A 26,603-nucleotide genomic window follows, 5' to 3' on the forward strand; every position below is an offset into this window, starting at 1 on the left:
ACTTGCATGCTTTAAGAAGAAACTTTGCTCTCTATAAACTCAAACATTGGTCTAAATATTTCAAAACTTGCCTTTGTTAATTTAGGTACAATTTCTGTAGAAAACTTCATTTTTCGAGCATCACTAATTTCGATTATTTTTGCTCCTCCAGTTATTTCAACTTCGTGAAAACTTTCTTTAGTTGTATCTGAATAAAATAGATGTTCCATCTCTAACTTAGAATAGTTTTCATAAGTCGTCCCATCACTTTTCATTACTTGGGGTAATATTTCTGGTATATTAGGTATCGGCAATAATAATGCATAGCTTTCTCTGTCATTGAACTGTTTAGCAAGTCCCTTTTTCAAATCATTCTCAAGTAAATCTTTATTCATCTTTATAGAGCTCCATTCACCATATGCCTCATCAAAATCAAATAAACCAAATATAGGTCTACCATTCATTTCGTCTAAAAACTTTTTATTTTGTAAAAGCAGTCTCAGATACAAACATCCATGACCAAAACATATTTCAAAAGGTATATCATTTGTGTCATAAAGTATTTGATAGGCATATTTTAAAATTATTGGGTCAGAATATCCTTCTGTGAAAAGAATTGGCTTATCCTGTCCAAGTGTATGGATTATACTCAATATTTGTTTATCTACTTGGAGATTGATTAATTGCGAAGATAATTGAGAAATTGCATAAGCTTTATCTACTTTGTATATATTTAGTTTATTATTAGTAATTTTAAAAAAATTCACTTTGCGCTCTTCGCTTTGAAGCAAAGTAATTGCACTATGACTACTTAAAAGCACATGGTTTCTTTCTAGTTTTTTCTCGTTAATCTCTAATACTTGTTTTAAAAAATCAAATTGCCATTCTGGGTGCAAAAAAGCATCTGGTTCATCTAGAAGAGTTAAGCAGTTTTTATCTTTAAATAATTCTACGATAGAATAAATATAGACTGTTTGGAATTGACCATCACTGAAATTATTAATATTTGCTACAGTTCCATTTTCTAGAGTAACAACTATAGAAAGTTCTTTTAACATTTCAATAGTTTTCAAATTGTCAAAACTTCTAAATAAATCTAAGGAACTATTTTCTAAAAATTTTGATTGCATATCAGCTATGTCATAATAGAGAAGATATTCATCTTGATTTTTTGTATTTCTAAAATATCCTTCTTGTCGGTCTCTAGTTTCCGGCAATTGTGCACCTTTTTTAACTGTATCAATTTTTTTTAAAAATTCACCAACAACACCCTCTGCTTTCCAAAAAGCAGTTGAGTTATCAAATGGATCAACATCGAAACCCTCATTATCTATTGCATAATCCGGTCTTTTTAAAACAATTTTCACTTCATGACTAACTTGGCTAATTCCTAATTTTTGCTTTATATATTTTTTCGCATTATTGTGATCATTTTGTAATAATAAAATAGCCAATAATAATGATTTATATTCTTTTCCAATACCTATAAATTCTCTAATATCATCAACGTTTGCACCTTTAACTTTCTTCTTGAATTCCTGCTCATATTGTGTAACTAAATCTGATACTTTATCATTATGACCAGAATAGTAGATTATAATATTGTCGGGCAAATTATTTTTAGGGATTGATTTTAATTCATTACCATTGCGAAGTAGTTTTCCTGCTTCCCAACTAATGTTTATATCTTCCTTGTTAAGTTCGTATACTATTTTATAATCAAAATTTATTTCATAATCGGACACGAATAAATGCCTAAAAATTTCGATTATAGCCTCAAACAAATTAGATTTACCAGTACCATTTTTACCTACAAAAACATCTATAAAACTGCTGCCATCAAAATCTAATTTGAAATCTTTTAGGTTTTTGTACTCTCCTATTATATGTAAATACTTAAGTCTCATAGTGCTATATTTGTGCTAAAACCGCATTTAGGATTTGAGATTGTTTTTTTGATGATTGCTCAATTTTTTTTTCTAGTGTCTCGCAAAGTTCAAAGAGTTGATTAATTTTATTTACAATTCTTTTTTGCTCTTCATAGGGGGGTAACGGAACAACAGTATTGATAATCTTTTCACGAGAGATATTTGGTTGAGCTGCACCAGCACCTTGAGAAATAAAGTTGTTTTTCAAAGAAAGAATGACGTTGTATAAAAAATTATTGTCTATCCCTGCAAAAGTATTACATGCACAAACCGCTTGATTTGTTGCAGCTTCAATTTCTAAAATACCAGCTTCGCCAATATTAGCTCCATACATTGCTATTAAAACAGAACCAATAGGATTGATATGTAATGAGCATTTTTCTAATGCGTAATCAGTAATGGTTTCGGTTGTGAATTTTATTTTTCCTTGCTTGACTTCCCCTGATTTAACCCACGGAATATTACCTTCATAAAATGAACTGTTACTTCTATTTGGTGTTGAACCTGACTTCCAAGTACCGAAATCATTTAATCTAACCCATTTCCAATTTTTAGGTAATTCATAAGTGATTTCATCTTTTTTAACAGCAGGCAGTTCTTTTTGTTTTCTAATACTTCCGCTTTTAATTAAATTGCTTTTTTCGATAAGTATTTCCTTGTGCAATTCTATCGCAGATTGTTCATGATTGTCTTGAGAGACTAACTTACCTCTCATGGCTAGATTTAGAATTACTTCTTTTAAATCGGTTACATTTTGCTTTACTGCATATAGAGTATCAAATTGGTTGGCAATAAAACTCCAAGCATTATTAAATGTTATTTCGTCATTAGCTTTAATTAGGTTGTTAATAGCTGCCGAATTTATTTGAAGTTGTAATTTGTTTTTGCGATTTCGTTCTGCTTCTAGCTTATCACATAAAAGAATTAGTTGGTTTATTTTTTCAACTATTCTTTTTTGTTCTTCAACAGGAGGAAGTCCAATAATTAGGTTTCTTAATTCACCTAAACCAACAAAAGGTTGAGCACCACCTTTTGCTTTCATCTGTATATCTAAAGCTAAATACTCTGTATATTTTTTGATAAAAAAAGGAATGGTTAAATCTTTATTGTAAAATTTCAATAATGCTACATTTTTAATACTAAATTGACGATTATCTGAAACTATTACTTGATTACCAAGATTGCCACCAATCATTGAAAAAAGAATATCGTCCTTTTCAACATTAGAACGTTTTGATATTTCAATATGATCTTCTTCCGAAATTCTTCTAGCACTGTCAAAATCAATTATTCCATTAATAAAATTTTTACTAGTTATTAAAGGAAATGTATTAATACCAGTAGCATCTTTTGGTGAATTATGAGTACCATCCCGAACATCAATGACATTATTTAATCTTTCAAATACCCATCCTTTTGGAAGAGTATAGAGCATTTCTTCATCTGCAACTTTTTCAAGTTCTTTTTGCTTCTTAATTAATCCTTTATCGATTAGTTTCTGTTTTTCAATTCTTATTTTTTCTATTAATATAATACCAGACTCATCTTTATGATCTTGGGTTACTAATTTTCCTTGTATGCCTAATTTTAAAATCAGTTCACGCAATCGGGTAATGCCTTCAGGAGTTTCTAATGCAATTTCAAAATGTTTTTCTAATAATTTCATCTTTTGCTAATTTCCTAATGCTTGCATTAATTCTTTTTTCAATAAATCTCGTGTAGCAATAAGTTCTTTGCTTATTTGTTCATAGTCTTTTATCAATACTTCTGGATCAGTATGAACTTCATCAACAAAATGAGGGTTTTTAAAATCAAGATTGTACTTTTTATCCTCAATTTCTTTTACAGAAACCTTCCAAGCATATTCATTTTGCTTGCGGTTGTTCCACCATTTTTTTTCTAAATCAAACTCTTCAATTCGTAAAGGTTTGCTTCTTGAGTAGGATTTGTAGCCTGCAGGATAGGGATGCTCATAATACCAAACGTGTTTGGTTGGTTCGCCTTTATCAAAGAATAAGATGTTAGTATTAATACCTGTATAAGGACTAAAAACTCCCTTTGGCAAGCGAACAATTGTATGAAGATTAAATTCTTTTAAAAGTTCTCGCTTTAAATTGGTTTTTACACTTTCTCCAAATAAAAAACCATCAGGTAAAACTACGGCAGCCCTTCCTGTATCTGGTTTTAGCAAGTGCATGATTAAGGCCATAAATAAATCGGCAGTTTCTCTGGTCTGGTATTTTTTTGGGAAGTTTTTTTCAATACCGTCTTCCTCAACACCTCCAAATGGTGGATTGGTAATAATTACATCCATTCGGTCTTTTGGTCCGTAATCTTTAAGCGGTTTGCTCAAGGTATTATCGTGTCTAATATTGCTCGGTATATCTATGCCGTGTAACATCATATTGGTCATTGCAAGCATGTGAGGTAAGGGTTTTTTTTCTATCCCGTGAATATTGTCTTGCAGTTTGGCAATATCTTTATTTGTCTTAAAAGATTTTTTCTTGTGCTCAATTACATTCACCAAGAATCCGCCAGTTCCACATGCTGGATCAAAAACACGTTCTCCTAACTGCGGATTCAGAATATCAACCATGAATTGTGTTACTGCACGTGGCGTATAATATTCTCCTGCATTACCTGCTGATTGTAAATCTTGCAATATCTTTTCATAGATATCATTAAAAATATGTCGGTCACTTGAGGAATTAAAATCTACATCACCCTGAATCGTATTGATTACCTGACGTAAAAGTGTTCCTGACTTCATGTAATTATAGGCGTCTTCAAAAACACTTCCTACAATTTTACCATGCGGTGAAACACCAGCAGTTGTCGAAAGTTTTTTCAAAGATGGAAATAAATCATTATTAATAAAATCAATTAATTCTTCTCCAGTCATTCCTTCATCATCAGCAGCCCAACTAGACCACTTGAAACGATTATGAAGCGGTGATTTATAATCATCAATCGTTATCTCCCACTCTTTTTCTTTGTCGTCAAATATTTTAAGGAAAAGTAACCAAACCATCTGGCTTATTCGTTGTGCGTCTCCATCGACACCAACGTCCTTCCGCATTATATCCTGTATGGTTTTTATTAATGTACCTAATGACATATATAGTATTTAAATTATTTATATGAATAAATTTGTTGCTCTAACTCCTTAACCGCTTTATCATATTGTACTTTACCTCCAAAGATTTTAATAATCTCTAGTGGAGTACCATAATCTGTAAAAGGTTGAATGGTTAAGATTTTTGTTTCTTCTATGGGTTCAACGCCCTCATCTGAATATTTATCAAGTAAGGCATGAATAACTTGTTGTGCTTGCAAACCATATTTCGTAAAGTAATTTCTTTTTTTAACCTGTTCAGCTCTCTCTTTTCTTGACAAAGGTGGTTTATCCCACGCCACATGACAAATAATATCAAAGGGATCAAGATCTCTACCCAATTCTTCTGCTAAAGCTTCAAAGAAAACACCTTCTTTCGCCAATTCGTCTATTATAATCTTCTTTTTCTGAGCATCTGACCACTTCGTTAAAAAATCATCTAAAGAAGTAAATTCTTTCTCAAGAGTTTTTTTTGTGTAATCTTTTAATGACTCTGTTATAAGTTTGCCTTGTGCATCAAAATACTGAACTCTTTCAGCAACTACTGAAACTGAAACATTATTTACGTAAAATTTTTTGATAGACGCTGTGTTGCAAGCATTGTCTTCATGATTTTCATTTCCAACATTATTTACAGAAATATTATGTTCAGCATTATCAAAATCATCTTCTGGTGGTACTGGTGAATCAGTAGATTTTGGTTCATAGATAACAACTGGTTCTCCATCAAAATCAGGATCAGCAAATAATTCAGTTGCTTTCTTAAAGTCTATAATGGTGAAGAAAAATTTGTTGTAATCTTCATTTATCCTCGTACCCCGACCTATAATTTGTTTGAATTCGGTCATAGATTGAATCCGTTGATCGAGGACTATGAGTTTACAAGTCTGTGCATCGACACCTGTTGTCATTAGTTTTGATGTTGTGGCAATAACAGGAAATTTCGATTCTGGAAAAATGAAGTTATCCAGTTCCATTTTCCCCTCTTCGTTGTCACCAGTAATCCTAACAACATATTTATTATTCGTCGCAGTAATATCACTGTTCTCATTTACCAAAGCTTGTCTCATTCTTTCAGCATGGTCGATATTATCACAAAAAACAATTGTTTTGTCATATCGATTGGTTTGCTTTAAGAATTCAGATATTTTCTTTGCAACTAGCTCTGTCCGTTTCAGAAGCACCAATGTTTTATCAAAATCTTTTTGATTGTAGATCCTATCTTCAATAGTATTACCATATTTATCGACCATATCTTTGTCAGGCCGCCAACCAGTAAGATCCTTATCCAAATCGATTCTAACTACTTTGTAAGGGGCAAGAAATCCATCATCAATACCCTGTCGCAAAGAGTAGGTATATATTGGTTTCCCAAAATAATCAGTATTGGATATCTCATGTGTTTCTTTTGGCGTAGCAGTTAAACCAATTTGTGTTGCACCAGAGAAGTATTCTAAAATTTTTCTCCAATTAGAATCAGCAGCTGCGCTACCTCTATGACATTCATCAATGATAATTAAATCAAAGAATTCCGGTGAAAATTGTTTGTATATATTTTGCTCTTCTTCATTTCCTGTTACAGCTTGATACAAAGACAAATAAATTTCATATGACTTATTAGCTTGTCTTTTTGATATTTTAGTCATTGCAGACCCAAAAGGCTTAAAGTCATTCGTCATAGTTTGATCCACTAAAATATTTCTATCTGCAAGAAATAAAATCCTTTTTTTAGTTTTTGATTTCCATAATCTCCAAATAATTTGAAAAGCAGTGTAGGTTTTGCCAGTACCAGTTGCCATGACCAAAAGAATTCTATTGTCTCCTCTTGAAACGGCTTCTATAGTTTTATTTATTGCTAGTAGTTGATAGTAGCGGGGTATTTTGTTACCACCATCACTGTAGTAATCTTCAGTTATTATAGCTTCTTGAGCTGGTGTTATCTCCTTATATTCACACCATATTTTCCACAATGTTTCTGGTGAAGGAAATTCTTCTAAGGAAATTTCAGTTTCAATTTTGCCATCTTTAGCAATGCTATTGTGGAATAAAAAGCCATCACCATTGGAGCTAAATACAAAAGGAACATCAATCATATCTCCGTAAGCAAGTCCTTGCTGCATTCCAGCACTAACTGTATGATTATTGTCTTTGGCCTCGATAATTGCGATTGGAATTCCCGGTTGATAAAACAACACATAATCAGCACGTTTATTCTTAGCACGGGTATGTAATTGGCCACGGACAATAATTCTTCCATTGGTAAGCGGAAATTCTTCTCGAATTTGAATATGCAAATCCCACCCTGCATTTATCAATGCAGGTGTGATGTATTTGGAACAAATATCACGTTCTGTTAAACTCTTTTTATTCATATTGCCACCAATTATCCCCCTTGAATTAGCTAAGATATAATATAATTCTTTTACTAGAAAATCTACTGTGGAAAAGCATTTTTCGTACAATATTACTTACATGCAAATTCCTAGAAAACTCAGTAAAAATACTGACAAAATATTTTTACTAATGTACTATTTTTGTTCTTTTACGGTAATCCGTAAAGAGGTGAAAGGAAAAGTTGATATATTTGTTAAATTCGTAAATCTCAGTAAAACAAAATATTTAATCAACAAAGATAATGTTAGAAAAAAAATTTACATCAAATTTTGAAGTTACGAATGGAGCTAACATTGTTCCTATAAAGAGGATAGAAATATTCTCACCAGAAGAATGGGAACTTTTCACCAAGGAGTATTTAGAAGTACTTAAAGATGATTATGTTCAAATTGATAGGATTGGCGGAGCAAACGATAATGGCAGGGATGTAATAGCATATATTGAACCAGCAACGGTAAAAAATTACAAGTGGGATTGTTTCCAATGCAAACATTATGACCATTCATTACACCCATCCGACGTTTATGTAGAGATTGGAAAAATACTATATTATACTTTTAAAAAAGATTATCCGATTCCGGAAAAATACTTTTTTGTTGCGCCTAAAGGTTGTGGCACCTCATTATCAAAATTACTTACAGATAAAGATCTACTGAAGCAGAAAATTAAGGATAATTGGGTTCAAAGTTGTGAAACAAAAATCACTAAAAATGCAGATGTTAAATTGGAAGGTGAATTTTTAAACTATTTCGAAAATTTTGATTTCGGAATCTTCAAAAAAACCAACATCAAAGAGATTTTAGATAAACATAAAAACCATCCTAACCATATTATAAGATTTGGAGGGGGTCTTCCAAGCAGACCAAAAATTGATGAAGCTGCTATTGATCAAATTAAAGAAAACGAATTAGTATATGTTCAACAGCTATTTATTTCTTATGGAGACGAGTCTAAAACCAAATATGAAAGTCAAACTGATTTACAAACGAATTTGAACTATCAAAATCATTTTAATAGGACTAGAATAAATTTTCATTATGCAGAACAACTCAGAAACTTCTATAGGGATAGTTTACCAATAAACACTTTTCAAGATTTTCAGGATGAGATATATAATGGAATTATTGATACCGTTGAGGATTCCCACGACAATGCATTTAAGAAAATTAAAGCTTCTGAGCAATTAGCTTCAACTCTCCAACTATCATCAAATCCTTTGACAACAGTAAGCATTGTTAACGATAGAAAAGGGATTTGTCATCAATTAGTTAATGACAAAAAAATAATATGGAAAGATGAGTCAAAATAATCCGTTCAATAATCCATTAGAGATAGGTCTAAGATTGCTCTCTATACTAAATGAAGCTTTTCCTAAAAAAGTCACCTTGCAAAGTTTAATTTACATAGACTATATCATAATCCACTCCGGGGATTTTGATGATAACACCTTAAGTATTCATGCCCCTGTTCCATACAGAGAAAGTGAGATTTTCATAAAAAGAAACCTAATCAAAGACAGCATGGATTTTTTACTTTATAAAAACTTGGCAGATATAAGTTATGATGCAGAAGGTATCACTTATACAGCAACTGAAGATTCTACACCTTTTTTGGAAAAACTATCAGAGGAATACACCCGAGAGTTGTTAATGCGTGTAAAATGGTTTTTTAAGAAATATGAGTCTATTGATGAGATAATATTGAAAAATATTTTTAGCACTGGAAATAACCTAACTCATACAGAATTTAACATTGGAATTTTGAAATAATGGCTGGATATATCTTTAAAGAATTACGTTTAACAGGAGAAAATAAAAAAGACGCTGTTGTTCAATTTAAACTTGGTTTAAATGTTATTTCCGGACCATCCAATACTGGTAAAACATTTATATTTGATTGCCTCGATTTTATGTTAGGTTCATCAGATAAATTGAAAGGAATTCCCGAACTAAAAGGCTATTCAAATATTTTTCTTGAAATAGAAGCAGATGATCAGGTCTACACAATTGAAACAGAAATTAAAAATAACAATACTTATAAGGTATATCGTTCTAAAATCAATAAGTTAAGTTCCGAACCTGAAATTTTGAAAAGAAATTTAGATTCTAACTCCAAAGATAATTTGAATAGTTTCTTCTTAAGCTTGAACAATATTGAAAATAAGAAAATTAGAAAAAATGTAAAAGGAGATACTATAAATTTATCCTACAGAAATGTTATAAAATTAGCCTTAATTGATGAAGAACGCATAATCACAAAAGCATCTCCAATCGTATCTCATTATACGAGAGAAACTGAAGAATCAAATACTTTAAGGTTTTTCCTTACAGGGAATGATGATAGCAATATTCAAAAAAAGATCTCCAGTCAGGAGATACAGAAAAGGAAAGGAAAGATTGATTTGTTGCATGAATTTATCAGCAATACTGAAATCGATTCTAATTTGAATATTGATGATATTGAAAGCCAATTAGCGAAAATTGATGTTTCCTTAAATAATTTCACACTGAATTTTGCTAGAATTAAAAAGGACTATTTGTCTGTTGAAAGCGATTACAAAAATAAAAATGTTGATTTTACAGATTTAAATAAACGACATAATGAAATTACGGAATTATTAAAAAGATCTTACATATTAGAGCAACAATATAACAGCGATGTCTTAAGACTTAAATCTACGATAGAATCAGGTATATTTATGTCCGAAAACAATGATGCTTCTTGTCCTACATGCAAGCAGGAAATTGCCACTAAAACACTGGACATAGAGCAAATTATTGTTTCTTGCGAATCAGAAATCGAAAAAATAAATTCGCTTTTAAAAGAATTAAAAGTTTCACAAAGTTTAATTAGTGAAGAAAAGGAAGATATTGATAAAAAGCTATCATCTACAACAGCTGAACTTGAGCAGTTAAGAATAAAGTTAAAAGACGGAATCGGTAATGAATTGGATAAAACAATTGAAATTCTAACAACGTTAAATAACAAGAAAAGTCAATTGATCGGCATTCGGGATATTATTAATAAAACCAATTCTTTTTCGCAAACTATCAGAGATTTAGAGTCATCAATTCCAATATCTAAAGGCAACTACCCTACTTTAACATCCGATGTGACAAAAAAACTTTGTAAAAGAATGTCCGAAATATTGAAAGAAATCGGGGAAAATAAAATTGTTAATTATAGTAGTGAATCGTTTGAATTTGAAATAGGAAATAGTTTTAGAAATACCTATGGAAAAGGTTATAGAGCTATTTACTATTCAGTATATATAATTGCTTTAAATGAGCTGATGGAAGACAATACGTACCGAATTGGTGTTCCTGTATTAGATTCTCCGCTAGTTACGTACAAGAAAGCAAATGCAAACGGAGAAGGAATCGAATTAAATTTGGCAATGGATTTTTACAGATATATAGCTAAAACAAAAATCAAACAAACTATAATTTTAGAGAACGAAGTACCACCCAACGATATTTTAGATCAAATTAATCACATTGAATTTAAAGGATTCGGACATGGCTTCATTCCTCAACATTAGTTCATACTCTAGCTTAGTGGCTGTAAAAAATTAATATTACAAAAGATATGTATGAAGATCCCTCACTATTTTGGAAAAATTTTCGCTTAGGTACCGAGCTTCATGTTGCAGGGAGTATGATCTATAATGGATTGTATTCCTTCGATCAGATTGAATATTTTCGTTATGAACATGAGATATTTGAGTTTTTGTATAATATATCTATTGGTATCGAAAGACTACAGAAAATAACAATTATTCTTAGTGAGCATACAGAAAAGGTTAATCAATCAGATTTTGAAAAAACATTGATTACTCATAATCATATGGATCTTTTAAATAGAATAAAGCAGAAACATACATTAAATTTTGGAAAACAACATGTCAAGTTTTTGCAGTTATTGACCGATTTTTACCGGACAACCCGATATAGTCGATATAACTTGCAATCTGTTTATGAACCCAATCAAGATCTTTTTCGCTTTATCGCATTTCTAAAATCAGAGTTAAAAGTAACTGAACAACATGGAATAAAACCAATGGTAGAAAACAGTATTTCGGTAAAAAGGTTCATTGGAAAATTATTAAAAAAGATATGTTCAGTGCTTTACGAAATCATTCAAAATGAATCACGAAATAGAAATATCAACACCTACGATATTCTGACGTTCTCCAAACCCTATAAAATTTTTATTGAACAAGAATTTACCTTTGAAAAAGAAAAACATCTTCAAAGAGAGCTATTAATTTTACTTCTCTCAGGTAAGATGAATGATGGTATGACCAATTTTGTGAAAAATATAGAACCTCTTGGATTTGGTAACTATACAAGCAATGAATATATCAGATACATGCTCGATATCAGAAATAATCCTGAAATAATCGATGAGATGCTAACGATTCTCGAAGATGAGCCAATGAAAAAAGACCGACTCGAAAAAGTGCGAATTATTGGTGATAAAAATATATATTTTCAGGATGATGATGATTAATTGCAGTATTTATAAATTTTAATTAATAACAATATAAAAAACTATACATGAAAGCTGAAGCAATGTCGTTGACATTTTTAGGAAATGAAGGTCTTGTGAGAATTCCTTTTTTTCAACGTGGTTATGTTTGGGACATAACAAATTGGGATGATATACTAACTGATTTATTAGATTTTGAGAAAAGTCATTTCCTTGGGTCACTAATTCTAAAACAACAAGAGAAACAATCTGGTAAGCCAAAAGAAGTTTTGGTAATTGACGGACAACAACGACTTACCACCTTAAGCATTTTACTTAGAGCAATTTTTAACGGTTTTGACACAGAGACACAAGAAAATAGTGAAGATGCTCTAAGGAATTATCTATTCTTTAAAAAAAATAAAACTGACAAAAATTATTTTGTTAAAATAAGTCATTCAAAAGTAGACCGATCTCACTTTCATGATGTTATCAATAATAAAATACCTGATGATCTATACGAATCAATAACAGTAGAAAATGCTGCTACTAAGACAACTTCAAAAAATAGTAAAATATATCAATGTTATAAGTATTTCTCTGAAAGATTAAAAGACATTTCATTGGAAGACCGCTTGGAGCTATTTAACAGATTATTAGATGATGAGAACAAAATTCTGGTTATTATCGATTTGTCCGAAAAAGAAAATGAACAAACGATATTTGATACAATCAACAGTGCTGGTGTTAGGCTAAGCAGTGCAGATATCGTTAAAAATGCCTTATTTCAGAAAGCTTTAGAGCTATTTGATACAGAAGGAGAAGTTGAAGAGCTTTATCAGTCAAATTGGGAGAATGTCTTTACAATTGATGAGGAAGCAATTATTTTTTGGGATACTCCACGAGCTACAGGAAGATTAATGCGTGATAATATAGAGATTTTATTACATTCAATTTCCGTTATAAAAGGCTTTTTCGACCCCGATAAACATACTTTGTCAGACCTTTCCAATCTTTATAAGAATTATATTTTTAATATTTCAAGAAGTAATCTAAAGGATTTCATTAGTGAGATTGCGAAATATGCAACATTATTTAGAGAAAAAATATTGGTTTTTAATCCAAGCACGCTTTTTACTTACCAAGATCACTATATAAGACTATTCCATATTCTTAACATATGTGAAATTTCCACATTTCATCCTTATGTTCTATCTCTTTTCTATAAGTACGATAACGATGAAACCAAACTTCTTAAAGAACTTTCAAAAGTTGAATCACTAGTTGTCAGAAGAATGATAACCAAATCAGAAACGAAAAGTTATAACAAGATGTGTAAAGAATTTATTAGGGATAATTCGGCAATTGATCTTAAACTCTTCGAGCAGACTGATGATAATATAAAAAATGGTTTAACATCGATAGTCAATAAAAATGCCACATTACTTCTGTTCTGGATAGAGCTATATCGCAGAGCAAACGACCGAAAACAATCAGTTAAGGAACTTAAATATAATTATTCTCTAGAACATCTGATGCCACAAAAATGGGAACAGTTCTGGAGCAATGTTGATATTTTAGATGCAAATGGAATATTAATCTCTGATCGAGACACAGCAAAGAAAGAGCGTGTGGCGAAAATTAGTCATATCGGTAACATGACCTTACTTAATAGTTCCTTAAACACTTCTTTAAGAAATTACGAATTTGATAGAAAAATTAAAGGGGAAGGAAGAAAAAAAGGCATCAAAGATTATGCTGATTTGGGAATAACAAAATTTGATATACTGACACCATACGAAGGTGGGGATAAAATTTGGAACGAGACTAAAATTGTGAAGAGAACTGAGGATCTTGCTAACGATATTATTCAAATATGGTAATTAGATAATTATAGAACAATGGCACCAGAAAATATAAAAGGGGCATTATTGGAATATATCATTCGTGAAATGCTCAAAAATTGTGGTTTCACAAATGTTAAGGTTGATCCGGAGGGAATTTTTTCCTACGAAAGCATGGGTCTATTCTTTATTAATGGCAGAGGTGCTGCACATGATGCAGATATAATAATGAATCCTCCCATACAGATGCCATTTGCATACCCTACGCAATTAATATTTGAGTGCAAATCTTATGGAAAAACCAATAAAGTTGGACTGCCCATAATAAGAAATGCTGTAGGATTTAGAAACGACATTAATGAATTTGAAATAGTTACCCGTGATAGTCTTCAAGAAAGAAAAAATAATCGAAGAGCTTCCTATGCAATTGATAGCAGAACACGTTACTTATATCAAGTTGGGGTCGCATCTGTTAACGATTTTAGTGCACCAGCTGTTGAGTTTGCAGCAAATAACAAAGTGCCACTTATTTCATTAAAATGGTTTCTTGATGATGATACTATTGAGAAAATCAATTCAATTAGTAGTATAACACTGCGTGTATTTTCTTCATTTGAACTTCGCCAACTTTACAATTTTTTAAAAGACAGAGCTGGTGACATTACTGATCTAAGACATCAAATAGCAAGTAATTTACTTGAGGAAGACAATTTATTAAGCCAAATAATCAATTTTTCAAATGAAGCTATTCGATATTCATATGTAGGTCTTTTGGAAACAGGTGATATGGTTTTTCTTTTTGCAAGAACAAGAAGAGAGAACAATATTTTGAATAAAATTCAAAATTTCAATAGTTTAAAGGCCTTGAAAGCTGAAATTCATTGGTGGAATGATCGACCTAATGTCTGGCGCCTAACTGTATATTCTGAACATAGAGATGAAGAAGACTCGACAGAATTTGATTTTTATGTACCAGATAAAATTTTCAAAAATTGGAAAAAATTTAATTTGGATAAAAATGCAGCATTGGATATTAAGCAAAACTTTTTTTCTAAAATTTTTGTTTTTAATCATCGTAATAATCCTGTAATCCCATTCTCAATTATTAGTTTGAATAGAGAATGGTTGAGTGAAGCGAGAGACAGGTTAGATGACAATATCAATTAAGTACAAGCAAAAATCTTTATTAGACTTATGAAAAAAACAATCGTAGCACTGTGGAATAATCCTAATACCGGAAAAACAGAAACTTTAAGAGCTTTAGCAGAAATTATTATTAATAACTTAACTGATCTAGTTCCAATATTTCCAATTCCATTAGCTGTAAATCAGGAAGACGATTTTAGATTAGTAGTTCAAATAAATGGCAGAATTATAGGAATTGAATCTCAAGGTGATCCTAACACAAATTTGCTTGAACGATTGCTAGAATTGGTAAATGACTTTAATTGTGATGTCATAATTTGTGCAACACGACTTAGAGGTGAAACCGTTTGGGCGGTTGAAAATATCCATGAAAATTTTAATTATGAAACGATTTGGACTTCGACATATCAAGTGTCGAATCCAAATATTTTTCAAATATCTAACAGAACAAAAGCTGAACATCTCGTTGATTTGTTAAGAATTTTAGATTTAATGTAACGTGAATTTTCACTTGAGCCATTTATTCTAAAAGAACTTCAATCGATGACTCCGTGCTATCTTTATACAGAAACCATGAGATATTGATGATCTTAAGATAATCTTTTTTGGCTCCCAGTTGTTTTTCGGATAAAAGTTCAGTAATTTAAATATATTCTCCGATACGGGGAAGGAATGGGAGATCCCATTTGATCTCTACTGATGAATGTTTATAACATAAAAACACTTTCATAGTTTTTTATTTCTAAGATACTTATTTTAAAATAAATTTAGTGATCAGGGAATTCAAAGATGGTTTTGTGATCCTCTTTCAAAACGATGTAGGCACTGAACTTTTTTCCGTTTTTTGCTTTCATATTTTTGATAAGTGGGGTTTTTCTGTTGTTGATGAGTGAAGTGATCTGCTCTATGCTGAGCTGTACTCCGCAAACAGTTCTGAACTGTAACCAGTTGCATTGCTCATCTGGACATTTAATGATTTTGTCCTTGATGATAAGGTTTTGCTGCTTGCATTTTGGGCATTTGAGTTCCGGGATGTTTTCTTGAGCGATGGATAATAATAAAAGTTCTTTGGTGATCTCTGTTGTGTAGTCTTTGATATCGGTGATGAATCGTTTTGAGCTGAGCTCGCCTTTTTCGATCTTGTCCAATGCCATCTCCCACTCTGCGGTCATTTGCACATTGGCTATCTTTTGGTCTTTGACAAGATGGTAAACTTTGATTCCTTTTTCGGTTGGTACTAGAGCCTTGCTTTTTCGGTTGATGTAGTTTCTGCTGAGCAATGTCTCAATGATTGATGCCCTGGTGGCAGGTGTACCGATCCCGATATTTGAAATGGCTTTCTGTGCTTCTTTATCTTCAATCGATCTTCCTGCATTTTCCATCGCCGATAACAGATCTGCCTCACTGTACAGTTTGGGCGGTTGGGTTGTTTTTTCCTGTAGCACAGCTTGGGAAATTTTAAGTTCATCCCCGATCTTGAATTCAGGAAGTTCAATGAGTGTTTTTTCAACTTTATTGTTATTGGAATTGCTGTCGTTATTTTTGTTATTATCGTTATGTTCTGAGAGTAACCCTTTGATGGCTCGCCAGCCTTTGGTCAGTATTTTTGATCCTTTGATGCTGAATTCATAGTGGTGCACTTTGAGCGTAATATGACTGACCTGCTTGGAGCAATGTTCTGAAAGGGATTCCAGTAAACGATAGGCGATCATATCGTAGATGGCTTTCTCCGTTGCGGTGATCGCTGATGGGATCTTTGTAGTGATCAGAAGTCCGTGATGGTCGGTCACCTTGAGGTCATTCACCATCCTTTTGTTGAAGTTCCCGAATTTAAGGGTTGAAATGGCAGGTTTGAATTGATCGACCGTATTGAGAATTCTGACCAGCTCCGGGATCTCCGCCCAGAGGTCTTCGGGAATATAGTTGCTGCCAGTTCTTGGATAGGTGATGAATCTCTTTTCGTAAAGTGACTGTGCGGTCTGCAAGACCTCATCGGCTGATAGTCCCAATTTTCTGTTGGCTTCCTTCTGAAGTTCTGTCAGGTCAAAAAGTAGGGGTGCTGGTTCTTTTAAAGTTTGGATTGAGACATTCTCAACAGTGGCCCTGCCCTCTCTTTCTATGGATCTTAGGATCTGCTCTGCCTGTTTTTTGTCTTCCCATTGTTCAGTTGACTGGCTGGTGAAATCCAGGTATTCTTTTCGGTGCTTTAACTGGATCTGGAAGTATTTCTTCTGTTTGAAATTTTGATGGTCATCAAATCTTTTGCAGATCAAAGCTAATGTCGGGGTCTGTACCCTGCCTAAGGAATAAACATCCTGGTTAGCGGTAATGCTCAATGCCTGGGTGGCATTGATCCCGACCAGCCAGTCGGCTTCGCTTCTGGCTTTGGCTGCCTGATACAAACCATCGAATGCTGAACCGGACTGTAGCTTTTTGAAGCCATCCTGTATGGCTTTTTCTGTAAGGGAACTGATCCACAGTCTTTCAAATGGTTTGTTACATTCTAGATGGTGGTAGATGTATCTGAAGATCAGCTCTCCTTCCCTTCCCGCATCGGTAGCTACAATAATGCTTTCGCATCTATTGATGATATTTTGTATGATCTTTAATTGTTTGAGGGCTGACGGATCAGGCTGGTAACCTTTGTGGTTTTGCTTTTTGATGGACCTTGGGATCAACAGGAATGGATCTGGAAAGATAGGTAAAGAGGCTTTGTCAAAGCCTCTTATACCATAATCTTCCGGCATTCCCAATGACACCAAATGACCTAATGCCCAGGTTATGCAGTAACCGTTGCCCTCCAGGTAACCGTCTTTTCTTTCGTTGGCATTTAACAATTGGGCGATCTCTCGTGCAACACTTGGCTTTTCTGCGATGATGGCTTTCATAGGATTGGATTTATTATGATTAGAATTGTTTTTGTGATTGTAATTGTAAGTCTTGGATTACATCTTGCGCCCTTTGGATCTGACGGGTTTCTTCTGCTGGGCTTCCTGTTGCTTGTTGGCAGGCTGTTGCTGTTTGGAATCTAAAGGCTCTTTGAGATTCTTGGTGGCTTCATTCGTCTTGCCATCGGAATTGACCGCTTTCTGTGTCTTATGGTCTTCTGATGTTTGGGCTTTTTCTTTCAATTTGTTGGGGTTGGTAAAAGAAAAATCCGTTTTAGATGTTTCCTTGTTGAAGGTGATGTAGCCTTGGTAGGCTTTTCCTTTGCCGTCAACAAGTCCGTCAACATACACCGTCTGCCCTGCTTTGAATTTATCATACTGTGCATCATCCAGTTCTTTTCCACGGAATACTCTCGGGGCTTCCCCACCTTTGGATTGATTTTGCAAGGTAGATTGACTCTGCTGTTGCGTTTGCTGCTGGTTCTGGTTGTTGTTGAAAATGAATTCAACATAGCGTTTGTCAGCGTTGAACTGTACAGTAGCATCAAACAGTTCTCCTTTTTTGGAGGTCATTCCTTCCAGATAAAGTGGCTTACCTTCGAGTAAGGTCTGCTTCTGGTGATCATCCAGCTTGATGCCCTTGATCTCATCCGGGATCTTCATATACTCTGCCCTGTACGCAACCAATTCATTGGTCAGTCGGTCACGGCTGATGACTGATGGGATGATCTCATCGGTCTTGGGGTTGACCAGATCGACGACCCTTCCCATATTGCCACTTTCTTTAAGGTTTTTCTTGTCTTCGTCAGTGAACTCGTGACCGAGGAACTTAAGATTGTAGTTAGGCTCTTTGCGAATGCCGTGCAGATTCACGGCAACCTCTCCGTTGTCTGCGGTCTGGAGTGATAGACGGACATCCATCTTGCTGACCGCTGTTCCCAGATTGATGGTGATAGGAATTAAGGTATTGGTTTTAAATCCCCGGAGCAGAGGATCCATGGCATTCATTTTTTCAAGCTTTTCACGATTGAGCCCGAATTTTTCCATCGTCTTCCAGTCGATCTGTTCCGGCTGGAAACGGTATTCCTGATTGTCTGTGTTGTTTTCCATTGTATTCTGATTTTTTAATGGGTTTGTATTTTTTAATTGTATTGCATATTCTTTCAGCTTTTCCTTTTCTTCAGGGGATGCCTGATCAACATATTGCTGAAGGTCTTTCGCGGTATGGACCGCATCATATTCCGAGACCTTGAAGAAATTGAAATGCGAAGGGTTTTTAAGCTGCCGGTAGAAATTAGAAAAGAAGTTGGAGAACAGGTCGCCGTGCTTGTCAACCCGGATCAATTGGTCATTGTCTTTTTTATCTTCCGGAGGGAACTTTTGCAGGTTTCCTTCCTTGTCTATGCCTTTGACCATCTCGACCGCATTGGTGTTGATGTTCAGGACAAGCAAAGTGTCAGATACCGACTCGATCTTATTCGTTTCATTGGTTGCATTCTGTACCTTCTCTTCCATAGCAGATATTTTGTGCGATGAAGATAGAGGGATGGGTGGTGATTGTTTTGATTTGGAACTGTGTCTACTTTTTTGGCAGCTTCTGTCCTACTTCATTATGTACTTAAACATTCTCTGATGAGCTGATGGACATCGGACAGCTTGTAATAAAGCTTTCCACTAATGGTGTAGTATGGCAGCTTCTTGTCAGTGCGGTAGCGTTGCAGGGATCTTGAACTGATCTTTAAGAGTTGTAATACGTCCTGATTGTCCAACAGTACCTCGCCGTCGATCTCTATGAATCTGGACTGGTTAGATGACACTTGTTCTTTAAGGATGTCAAATCGTTCCATGATTCTTTCCATCCATGCTATAAATTCTGTTCTTTCGGTATTCATAACGGTGATTTTTGATGTTAATAATGATTTGAACAGTTGATCAACTTTTAATAGGGTAAAGTTGGAAATTGAACATCACATAAAATCACTACCTTTTCGTAGTACCGAAAAGATTTATTGTATTTATATTTTAGAATAAATATCTTAATCGGTTTTATCGTCGTACTGAATATCGTATGATATAAAGTAAAAAGGTTCTTTTATAAGGTATGGTTTTTGTCTTTATATTGGTTTATCAGATCATATTGAAATCGGTATAAAATAAAAATAATGTTGAAAAAAGGAGATAAGGTCAAATGGAAATTTCGTTATGGAGAGACCCATGGAATCATCACAACAATTCATACCAGCGATTTTATTTTTATAAACAGGCAGAGAAGAGCTTCTCAAGACAGCCCGCAATATGAGGTGATGAGCGAAAAGACCGGTAAAAGTGCTGTCCACAAAGCTTCAGCTTTAAAGAAAATATAAACGTAAGTCGTAACGATGAAAATAGCAACATACAATGTGAACGGCATCAACAGTCGCCTGCCTGTCCTCCTTAAGTGGCTGAAAAATGCAAAGCCAGATATCGTATGCCTTCAGGAATTGAAGGCGCCGCAGGAAAAATTCCCTATTGCTGAAATTAACCAAGCCGGCTATCAGGCGATATGGCATGGACAAAAGCAATGGAATGGAATAGCAATCCTATCTAGAGGTTTTGACATGACAGAAGTCCAGCGTTCACTGCCTGGTAATGCAGATGATATTCAAAGCCGCTATCTTGAAGTGATTATTGACCAGATCGTGATCTGCTGTCTCTACTTACCGAATGGAAATCCTTTTCCAGGGCCAAATTTTGAATACAAAATGGAATGGATCAAGCGTCTAAAAAAAAGAACAAAACAATTTATCGATATGAATCTGCCTGCCATATTGATAGGCGATTTTAATATTATTCCGACTGAAAAAGATGTTTATAAACCTGAAAGATGGAAAGATGATGCACTTTTTCAACCAGAAGTCAGACAAGTTTACAGCCAGTTTCTGAAAAATGGATGGACAGATTCTATCCGTACCTTATTTCAAGATGAAACGATCTATACATTTTGGGACTATCTATACAAAGCGTACGACAGAAATGCGGGAATCAGATTAGACCATATTTTATTAAGCCCATATTTGAAATCAAGCCTGCTCAGAGGGGGTATCGACAAGGAAGTCCGCGGCTGGGAAAAAAGCAGTGACCATGCACCTGTCTGGATCGAACTCGACAGAACATAATTATTTTTAAATTTGTTAAATGGAAAAAGTAGATTTTTTGATACTAAAGTACTTGTCACAAGGTCTGAAGATCGGTGATATACCGAAACAACTTGAGGACGACGAATCGATCATTACAAGTAAGAGCAGCATTGAGAAAAGACTTACAATTATAAAAAAGCTATGCGGTGCGAAAACGCCTTTCCACCTTGCCGTTATTGCCAAAGAGAGAAAACTGATTTAGTACCGTGTCTCGGTTCAAAATGTTATTTAAACCAGTTTTGCTAAGAAAAAGCCAATGATCAATGCTATAAGAAAAACTATAATAATCTTCCCATAATTAGTTTTATTTCTGTGCACTTCCTGATTCAGCCTTACATTATCATGCCTTACATTTTCTAAAAGAATTCTTAATGAAGCAGTCTCTTCATTGATGGCGGACTGGACATTCTTTTCGTGCAGAGCGGCGATCTCCTTTTTGTAGCTTTCCATTTCAGCCTGGCGCTGTTTCTGCTGCTCCTGGAAATTCTTCTGAAGATCTTCCAACTGTTTACCAGATGATAACTGAAGTTTCTGAAATTCCTCGTTTCTGATTTTCAGTTGGTCTGTAAAGGTTTTGTTATGGTTCTCTACTTGCTCTTTATATATTTTCTGGGCTTCGGTGAACTCTTCATTTTTCTTCTTCAGCTGTTTTTCCAAAGTTTCTACCTGCTCCGAAAACTGCTTGGTGACATCTTTTTTCACCTCATCGATTAGGAGGGCTCTTGAATTGGATCTTTCGTGGGATAGCTTCTCTGCAATGGCATGCAATCCAGCACCGTAATCGTGGGGTAAATGAAAACGCTTGTCGGCCAGCTTATCCAATAAGGTCTCATCGACCGTATGACCGATAGCCGTGACAGTAACCGGTTTCATTGTGATGAATAATTCGGATAAGTTCAGGTCATTAAAAGTTTCCATACTTTGCCTGTCACCTCCTCCCCTGACCAAGGCAACAATGTCATAATCCAAAGCTGAAATTTCCTTCAGTTTGGAAATGATCGCCGTGGAGGAAGTGATATTGCAGCTGTGATCTGAAATATCAAAATATTTTAGGGAAACATCCAATCCTTCAAAAAAATCCTTCTGGACAATGGCGTTGTTCCCATAGATGTTAGCGACCCTGACTTTTTCATCTTTGAGCATCTTATCCCTGATCAGGGTCTCAAGGTCTTTTGATCCTGTCTCCAGTTTTTTCTGGATCAGCCCATACCTTTCCAGTTCTTCTTCGGAGATGGATCTCTCTTCCTGCTGAACGATCTCATCAACCACAAAACGCAGTTCAATCGAAGAATTTTTAATGCTTTTCTCAATAAAGCCTCTGAGTGTGTAGACCTCATTATTGGTGATCTTGCTCCTGAGCAATGAAGAAATACGAATCCCTATCGAAGTGTGATCACCTTCTGAGAACAGAAGGTCATAATAATAGTTTCCATATGATCTACCACCACCAAAAGCATATCTGCCTTTAAGATAGATCAGATTGACCGTGGCATTGAGCTTCAGGGCATTGCTGAAGATCCCAATAACTGAGGCTGGTGAATAGACCGGATATGTGACATCTTGATCGTCCATGTGATTGACTGTCGTTTTAAAAAAGCTTGAGAAGCAAAGGTATTGCTAATTGAACTTAAATAAAATAGCCGTGTTTACATATCCTGAAAAGGTGAGCTTTTAAATTGAATGCAACAATTACCTATACTTTAAAAGAATATAGAAAGTATGTCGTTTTCTAACTTTTGGCTTCAACCATTACAAAATTTCAGTTGCTATAGAAATAAAAAAATCCCCAAATAATATGGGGATAAAAACTAATAACCATGAAAACCTTTTTACAAGTATTTCCTTTGCAAAATTATGTAAACTAAATACATTTTAAAATCTTCATTGGTGTTAATTGTATTTTAAAAAAGACCTGATTATCTTAATGTTTCCTAAAAAGAATGAAATTATTTTACAGTCGAACATCAAGGTCTGATCCTTTGGAATGAAAAAACTAAATAAGTTTTAATAATTCCTCAGCCACTTTTTCAGATGAGGCAGGATTTTGTCCTGTGATCAGTCTTCCGTCAACCACAGCGTAAGGAGCCCAATTTTCAACTTTACTGTATGATCCGCCATTCTGTTTCAGCATATCTTCAACGAGGAACGGAACAACATCAGTTAACTGTACTGCCTCTTCCTCAGTATTGGTGAATCCGGTAACATTTTTATCCTTTACCAGATACTCACCATCTATTTTCACATCCTTCAGAACTCCTGGTGCGTGGCAAACGAATGCTACAGGCTTATCATTGCTGTAAAAATCAACAATTAATTCCTGAGAAACCTTGTCTTCCGCCAGATCCCATAAAGGACCGTGACCACCAGGATAGAATACCGCATCAAAGTCTTTACTTTTGACTTCGGATAATTTGTGGGTGTTTTTTAATTTGTCCTTTAATACCTGATCATCATCCATTCTGCGTGTAGCATAAGTCTGAGCTGTAGGATCTTCACTCTTCGGATCAATTGGAGGCTGACCACCCTTTGGAGATGCCAATGTAATTTCAACCCCTTTATCAGATAATGCATAATATGGCGCTGCTAGCTCTTCCGTCCAAAATCCCGTCTTTTGACCTGTATTTCCTAATTCATCGTGACTCGTAAGCACGAATAAAACTTTTTTGCTCATTGTTATATCTGTTTAATTGATTACTACAAAGTTGGAATTTACCTGTGTTTTTGACACAGGATCAACGTCACTTTTTTCATGTGATCCTGATCACACATTTTGCGAATCATACCAATGAAAATTATTTTATGTGTCATAGAGTTCCCTTATTCTGGAAGACGCTAAGACCTTCGATCTTGTTATTGATGGTCTTATATACGATCTCGACTGAAAAACTTGACAGTTCATACAATACAAACTTTAGTCCATCCTTAGAGGTTTCACTGATGACCCTTCCTTCGGCCAAGGCCAATTCGTATTGAGATCGCATGGGCAGATTTTTAAAATCGTAGTAAGAAATAGACATAACTAGTATTTTATTTTTTTTTGATATTATAGTTCATTGATCAATCGGAAGGTCAAATTAATTCGTTCCTTCATGGGTATTGTAGATTTAGCGATCCGGTGTTCCCAGTTTTCCTGAAGGTCACCCTTCATAATGAGCAGTGAACCGTTTGGGAGTGGTAGGCTGTATTTGCTCTGATGATGGTCTTTTTTTCTGAAATCAAAGTTTCTGGTCTGCCCAAGGCTGATGGACGCAATAACAGGACGCTTTCCATACCTGCTTTCCTTATCCCTGTGCCAGGCTACTGAATCATTGTTGTCCCGATAGAGATTTAATAGAACCCCATTGAACCTATAACCGAATTCTTTTTCAATTCTTTCTTTTAATGCCAGCAACTCCGAAGTCCAGGGATTGGTATCTGATGTATTATTATCAGCCGATTGGTAAGATTTTTTGTCATCACCATACCAGGCGGTCAGTCGTGGTGTTATGACGGTCTTATCATACATCTTCTGAGTACGCTGTTCCCATGGTGCTGTTTGAAGCAGATGATCTTTTAACCGATCTGCCTCTTCAGTGCTCAGGAAATTTTCTTTGTATTCCAAAAGATCTTTTGGAAATTCGTAAAATTCTTCTGTGTCAAATAAACTTAGCTGCATGGGAATATTGATTGATAAAAATTATTTAATGGAAGAGACTTTGTCGTCCAATTCTTTGATACTGGTTTTAAGTTCCTGTAACACTGTATTGATATAGGTCTCGTTTGTCTTTCCCGGTTTATAATTTTCCGGAAGGATCCCACGCACATATTTCCATACCTCAAAAACATTTTCAAGAGGGATCTCGTAAGGCTCATAAAATGTATTGTCAGCCGAGACAATAACTGACTTTTTCGTCTGCTTGACCAATGTCTTGTAGGTGATGCCTTCTGAAGTGACGAAAATATATTCCTTTCCAGGTTTCAGGTCGGTCAATTGTTCTATGTATTCGCCTATAATATAGGAACCGTCTGCAAAAGGAGGCATCGAATCACCATCCGCCAGAAAAGCCCTGTATTTTCCATTTTTCAAAAAGGGAAGTTTCATTCGGGAAAGCTTATCAATATAATCTGCATCACTGAAACCTTTCAGATAACCCATCGATGCTTTCTGTGGTACGATCTCGATAAAATTCTCCCCTTCAGAATCTACGGTGATCGGCAATACCACCCTGTTCTCCGGTAGCTTCATCATATTGTCCACCGGGTATTTGCTGATATCCAAAGTCAGCAGCAGATCGATGCTCACATTGAAGAATTTGGAGATCCTGATCAGGATCTCGTAAGGTGCCTCTGAACGCCCGTCCTCGTATTTTGAATACCGCACTCTACTCATCCCTAGACTTTCTGCGAAGCTCTGCTGGGATAAATTTTTCTTATGCCTTAGAAGCCTGATGTTTTCTGAAAATATTGACATTGATACAATTTGTATCCGCAAATATAATAAAAAAGATACATAATGTATCTAATTTTGTCAAATGGAAAGAGCAATTGCACATATGGATCTGGACACGTTCTTTGTCTCCTGTGAACGGCTGAAAAACTCCGAATTGGAGAAACAGCCGATAATCATTGGAGGTGGTGATCGTGGTGTGGTGGCATCTTGCTCATATGAGGTTCGGAAATTTGGAGTGCGCTCGGCGATGCCGATAAAAATGGCTTTGAGGTTATGTCCTGAAGCAAAAGTGATCAAGGGGGATATGGAACATTACTCCAATATGTCCCATTTGGTGACCGAGGTCATTCAGGAAAAAGTACCGGTGTTGGAGAAAGCCAGCATCGATGAATTTTATCTTGACCTTTCAGGAATGGACAAGTTCTTCGGCTGCTTTCAATGGACCAATGAGATTGTCGATGCGGTTACAAAAAATACCGGCTTGCCGATCAGCTTTGCTTTATCCACTAATAAGACAGTTTCCAAGATCGGGACCGGTGAATCGAAGCCTACGGGAAGATTTGAAGTGAAAGAGGCCAATATCCAAAATTTTTTAAATCCGCTGTCCATCAAAAAGATTCCGATGGTCGGACCTGAAACATTCAACCTGTTTTCACGACTGGGTGTCAAGACCATAAAGACCCTTTCTGAAATGCCCATTGACGTACTACAAGAACTGGTCGGAAAGAATGGAATGGTACTTTGGAAGAAAGCCCATGGCATCGATGAAACCCCTGTAATCCCCTACTCTGAAAGAAAGTCGATCTCCACGGAGGATACATTTGCTCAGGATACGATCGATATACTGAAGATCAGAAGCATTCTATCGGGTATGGTGGAAAAACTGGCTTATCAGCTGAGGCAGGAAAAGTGGCTGACCTCAACCGTTTCCGTGAAGATCAGATATTCCAATTTCGATACGGAGACCAAACAATGCAGGATACCCTATACTTCTGCGGACCATACCCTTCTCAGATATGTCCTTGAATTGTTCAAGAAGGTCTATACCAGAAGAATGAGGATCCGATTGATCGGTGTCAGATTTACCGGGCTGGTGCATGGGCTTCATCAAATGGATCTTTTCGAAGACACGGAAGAAATGATCTCCCTGTATCAGACAATGGATCATATCAAGAACAGGTTTGGAAGCTCAAGTGTAGGAAGGGCATCGGGTTTTTTAAAATAAATTTTTATT

General features: G+C 35.0%; 23 protein-coding genes. 11 read left to right on the forward strand and 12 right to left on the reverse strand.

Annotated features, from left to right (window positions below):
* Positions 1–11: 11 nt before the first annotated feature.
* The 4 genes from EL260_RS16065 to hsdR are packed head-to-tail and all read right to left on the reverse strand — an operon-like array spanning position 12 to position 7,394.
* Positions 12–1,886 (reverse strand): AAA family ATPase, encoded by a 1,875-nt coding sequence (locus tag EL260_RS16065; protein ID WP_123856268.1) that lies wholly within the window; start codon positions 1,884–1,886, stop codon positions 12–14.
* Positions 1,887–1,890: 4 nt separating this feature from the next.
* Positions 1,891–3,573 carry a restriction endonuclease subunit S gene (locus EL260_RS16070; protein ID WP_123856269.1) on the reverse strand — a complete coding sequence of 561 codons (1,683 nt, stop codon included), beginning with the start codon at positions 3,571–3,573 and terminating at the stop codon, positions 1,891–1,893.
* 6 nt (positions 3,574–3,579) lie between these two features.
* Entirely contained in the window at positions 3,580–5,025 is a 1,446-nt protein-coding gene (locus tag EL260_RS16075) for a type I restriction-modification system subunit M (RefSeq protein ID WP_123856270.1), read from the reverse strand.
* A 14-nt stretch (positions 5,026–5,039) separates the two neighbouring features.
* A complete protein-coding gene (gene hsdR, locus EL260_RS16080; protein WP_123856271.1) occupies positions 5,040–7,394 on the reverse strand; it encodes an EcoAI/FtnUII family type I restriction enzme subunit R in 2,355 nt (784 codons plus the stop codon).
* A gap of 263 nt (positions 7,395–7,657) precedes the next feature.
* Between hsdR and EL260_RS16085 the strand changes: the two genes are divergently transcribed.
* The 7 genes from EL260_RS16085 to EL260_RS16115 are packed head-to-tail and all read left to right on the forward strand — an operon-like array spanning position 7,658 to position 15,374.
* The gene (locus EL260_RS16085; RefSeq protein WP_123856272.1) at positions 7,658–8,725 is read left to right on the forward strand and encodes an ABC-three component system protein; all 1,068 of its coding nucleotides are present in this window, start codon (positions 7,658–7,660) and stop codon (positions 8,723–8,725) included.
* Positions 8,712–9,185: an ABC-three component system middle component 2 gene (locus tag EL260_RS16090; RefSeq protein WP_102980698.1), complete on the forward strand. Its 474-nt coding sequence runs from the start codon at positions 8,712–8,714 to the stop codon at positions 9,183–9,185. Before EL260_RS16085 ends, EL260_RS16090 begins: the two co-directional genes overlap by 14 nt.
* On the forward strand, positions 9,185–10,957 hold the full coding sequence (locus EL260_RS16095; protein ID WP_123856273.1) for an AAA family ATPase: 1,773 nt from the start codon (positions 9,185–9,187) through the stop codon (positions 10,955–10,957). The genes EL260_RS16090 and EL260_RS16095 overlap by 1 nt, the downstream gene beginning before the upstream one ends.
* A 47-nt stretch (positions 10,958–11,004) precedes the next feature.
* The gene (locus tag EL260_RS16100) at positions 11,005–11,928 is read left to right on the forward strand and encodes a hypothetical protein (protein ID WP_102980700.1); all 924 of its coding nucleotides are present in this window, start codon (positions 11,005–11,007) and stop codon (positions 11,926–11,928) included.
* 47 nt (positions 11,929–11,975) lie between these two features.
* Complete coding sequence (locus tag EL260_RS16105) at positions 11,976–13,769, forward strand: DUF262 domain-containing protein (protein ID WP_123856274.1); 1,794 nt, start codon at positions 11,976–11,978, stop codon at positions 13,767–13,769.
* An 18-nt stretch (positions 13,770–13,787) separates the two neighbouring features.
* Positions 13,788–14,897 carry a hypothetical protein gene (locus EL260_RS16110; protein ID WP_102980702.1) on the forward strand — a complete coding sequence of 370 codons (1,110 nt, stop codon included), beginning with the start codon at positions 13,788–13,790 and terminating at the stop codon, positions 14,895–14,897.
* Between the two features lie 27 nt (positions 14,898–14,924).
* Complete coding sequence (locus EL260_RS16115) at positions 14,925–15,374, forward strand: hypothetical protein (RefSeq protein WP_102980703.1); 450 nt, start codon at positions 14,925–14,927, stop codon at positions 15,372–15,374.
* Between the two features lie 269 nt (positions 15,375–15,643).
* On the opposite strand, the gene EL260_RS16120 is transcribed toward EL260_RS16115, so the two are convergent.
* The 3 genes from EL260_RS16120 to EL260_RS16130 all read right to left on the reverse strand — a co-directional run bounded on the left by EL260_RS16120 (position 15,644) and on the right by EL260_RS16130 (position 19,656).
* Complete coding sequence (locus EL260_RS16120; RefSeq protein ID WP_123856275.1) at positions 15,644–17,764, reverse strand: type IA DNA topoisomerase; 2,121 nt, start codon at positions 17,762–17,764, stop codon at positions 15,644–15,646.
* A 57-nt stretch (positions 17,765–17,821) separates the two neighbouring features.
* Complete coding sequence (locus EL260_RS16125; RefSeq protein ID WP_123856276.1) at positions 17,822–19,279, reverse strand: DUF3945 domain-containing protein; 1,458 nt, start codon at positions 19,277–19,279, stop codon at positions 17,822–17,824.
* A 95-nt stretch (positions 19,280–19,374) separates the two neighbouring features.
* Positions 19,375–19,656, reverse strand: coding sequence for a helix-turn-helix domain-containing protein (locus EL260_RS16130; RefSeq protein WP_123856277.1), 282 nt, complete (start codon positions 19,654–19,656; stop codon positions 19,375–19,377).
* 270 nt (positions 19,657–19,926) lie between these two features.
* On the opposite strand from EL260_RS16130, the gene EL260_RS16135 reads away from it, so the two are divergent.
* Genes EL260_RS16135 through EL260_RS16145 form a run of 3 tightly spaced genes read left to right on the forward strand, consistent with a single transcriptional unit; the run spans position 19,927 to position 21,142 of the window.
* A complete protein-coding gene (locus EL260_RS16135) occupies positions 19,927–20,127 on the forward strand; it encodes a hypervirulence associated TUDOR domain-containing protein (RefSeq protein ID WP_123856278.1) in 201 nt (66 codons plus the stop codon).
* Between the two features lie 15 nt (positions 20,128–20,142).
* The gene (gene xth, locus EL260_RS16140) at positions 20,143–20,919 is read left to right on the forward strand and encodes an exodeoxyribonuclease III (protein ID WP_123856279.1); all 777 of its coding nucleotides are present in this window, start codon (positions 20,143–20,145) and stop codon (positions 20,917–20,919) included.
* Between the two features lie 19 nt (positions 20,920–20,938).
* Complete coding sequence (locus EL260_RS16145; protein WP_063970968.1) at positions 20,939–21,142, forward strand: hypothetical protein; 204 nt, start codon at positions 20,939–20,941, stop codon at positions 21,140–21,142.
* A gap of 26 nt (positions 21,143–21,168) precedes the next feature.
* On the opposite strand, the gene EL260_RS16150 is transcribed toward EL260_RS16145, so the two are convergent.
* The 5 genes from EL260_RS16150 to EL260_RS16170 form a co-directional block, all read right to left on the reverse strand.
* Complete coding sequence (locus EL260_RS16150) at positions 21,169–22,512, reverse strand: exodeoxyribonuclease VII large subunit (protein WP_123856280.1); 1,344 nt, start codon at positions 22,510–22,512, stop codon at positions 21,169–21,171.
* Positions 22,513–22,933: 421 nt separating this feature from the next.
* Entirely contained in the window at positions 22,934–23,611 is a 678-nt protein-coding gene (locus EL260_RS16155; RefSeq protein ID WP_123856281.1) for a type 1 glutamine amidotransferase domain-containing protein, read from the reverse strand.
* A gap of 133 nt (positions 23,612–23,744) precedes the next feature.
* Positions 23,745–23,957: a hypothetical protein gene (locus tag EL260_RS16160; RefSeq protein WP_123856282.1), complete on the reverse strand. Its 213-nt coding sequence runs from the start codon at positions 23,955–23,957 to the stop codon at positions 23,745–23,747.
* Positions 23,958–23,983: 26 nt separating this feature from the next.
* Entirely contained in the window at positions 23,984–24,595 is a 612-nt protein-coding gene (locus EL260_RS16165) for an alpha-ketoglutarate-dependent dioxygenase AlkB family protein (RefSeq protein ID WP_123856283.1), read from the reverse strand.
* Positions 24,596–24,616: 21 nt separating this feature from the next.
* On the reverse strand, positions 24,617–25,390 hold the full coding sequence (locus EL260_RS16170; protein ID WP_034978555.1) for an XRE family transcriptional regulator: 774 nt from the start codon (positions 25,388–25,390) through the stop codon (positions 24,617–24,619).
* Between the two features lie 61 nt (positions 25,391–25,451).
* Between EL260_RS16170 and dinB the strand changes: the two genes are divergently transcribed.
* Positions 25,452–26,594 carry a DNA polymerase IV gene (gene dinB, locus EL260_RS16175; protein ID WP_123856284.1) on the forward strand — a complete coding sequence of 381 codons (1,143 nt, stop codon included), beginning with the start codon at positions 25,452–25,454 and terminating at the stop codon, positions 26,592–26,594.
* The last annotated feature ends 9 nt before the right edge of the window (positions 26,595–26,603 follow it).

The sequence above is a fragment of the Chryseobacterium nakagawai genome, assembly GCF_900637665.1.
Taxonomy (GTDB): Bacteria; Bacteroidota; Bacteroidia; order Flavobacteriales; family Weeksellaceae; genus Chryseobacterium; species Chryseobacterium nakagawai.

What these genes read in the sequence shown, in the direction of transcription:
- EL260_RS16130 (WP_123856277.1), bottom strand. Translation starts at nt 19,656, where the DNA reads ATGAATACCGAAAGAACAGAATTTATAGCATGGATGGAAAGAATCATG.
- EL260_RS16120 (WP_123856275.1), bottom strand. Translation starts at nt 17,764, where the DNA reads ATGAAAGCCATCATCGCAGAAAAGCCAAGTGTTGCACGAGAGATCGCC.
- EL260_RS16115 (WP_102980703.1), top strand. Translation starts at nt 14,925, where the DNA reads ATGAAAAAAACAATCGTAGCACTGTGGAATAATCCTAATACCGGAAAA.
- EL260_RS16145 (WP_063970968.1), top strand. Translation starts at nt 20,939, where the DNA reads ATGGAAAAAGTAGATTTTTTGATACTAAAGTACTTGTCACAAGGTCTG.
- EL260_RS16090 (WP_102980698.1), top strand. Translation starts at nt 8,712, where the DNA reads ATGAGTCAAAATAATCCGTTCAATAATCCATTAGAGATAGGTCTAAGA.
- EL260_RS16085 (WP_123856272.1), top strand. Translation starts at nt 7,658, where the DNA reads ATGTTAGAAAAAAAATTTACATCAAATTTTGAAGTTACGAATGGAGCT.
- EL260_RS16075 (WP_123856270.1), bottom strand. Translation starts at nt 5,025, where the DNA reads ATGTCATTAGGTACATTAATAAAAACCATACAGGATATAATGCGGAAG.
- EL260_RS16125 (WP_123856276.1), bottom strand. Translation starts at nt 19,279, where the DNA reads ATGGAAGAGAAGGTACAGAATGCAACCAATGAAACGAATAAGATCGAG.
- hsdR (WP_123856271.1), bottom strand. Translation starts at nt 7,394, where the DNA reads ATGAATAAAAAGAGTTTAACAGAACGTGATATTTGTTCCAAATACATC.
- EL260_RS16160 (WP_123856282.1), bottom strand. Translation starts at nt 23,957, where the DNA reads ATGTCTATTTCTTACTACGATTTTAAAAATCTGCCCATGCGATCTCAA.
- EL260_RS16100 (WP_102980700.1), top strand. Translation starts at nt 11,005, where the DNA reads ATGTATGAAGATCCCTCACTATTTTGGAAAAATTTTCGCTTAGGTACC.
- EL260_RS16095 (WP_123856273.1), top strand. Translation starts at nt 9,185, where the DNA reads ATGGCTGGATATATCTTTAAAGAATTACGTTTAACAGGAGAAAATAAA.
- EL260_RS16170 (WP_034978555.1), bottom strand. Translation starts at nt 25,390, where the DNA reads ATGTCAATATTTTCAGAAAACATCAGGCTTCTAAGGCATAAGAAAAAT.
- dinB (WP_123856284.1), top strand. Translation starts at nt 25,452, where the DNA reads ATGGAAAGAGCAATTGCACATATGGATCTGGACACGTTCTTTGTCTCC.
- EL260_RS16070 (WP_123856269.1), bottom strand. Translation starts at nt 3,573, where the DNA reads ATGAAATTATTAGAAAAACATTTTGAAATTGCATTAGAAACTCCTGAA.
- EL260_RS16150 (WP_123856280.1), bottom strand. Translation starts at nt 22,512, where the DNA reads ATGGACGATCAAGATGTCACATATCCGGTCTATTCACCAGCCTCAGTT.
- EL260_RS16165 (WP_123856283.1), bottom strand. Translation starts at nt 24,595, where the DNA reads ATGCAGCTAAGTTTATTTGACACAGAAGAATTTTACGAATTTCCAAAA.
- xth (WP_123856279.1), top strand. Translation starts at nt 20,143, where the DNA reads ATGAAAATAGCAACATACAATGTGAACGGCATCAACAGTCGCCTGCCT.
- EL260_RS16135 (WP_123856278.1), top strand. Translation starts at nt 19,927, where the DNA reads ATGTTGAAAAAAGGAGATAAGGTCAAATGGAAATTTCGTTATGGAGAG.
- EL260_RS16105 (WP_123856274.1), top strand. Translation starts at nt 11,976, where the DNA reads ATGAAAGCTGAAGCAATGTCGTTGACATTTTTAGGAAATGAAGGTCTT.
- EL260_RS16065 (WP_123856268.1), bottom strand. Translation starts at nt 1,886, where the DNA reads ATGAGACTTAAGTATTTACATATAATAGGAGAGTACAAAAACCTAAAA.
- EL260_RS16155 (WP_123856281.1), bottom strand. Translation starts at nt 23,611, where the DNA reads ATGAGCAAAAAAGTTTTATTCGTGCTTACGAGTCACGATGAATTAGGA.
- EL260_RS16110 (WP_102980702.1), top strand. Translation starts at nt 13,788, where the DNA reads ATGGCACCAGAAAATATAAAAGGGGCATTATTGGAATATATCATTCGT.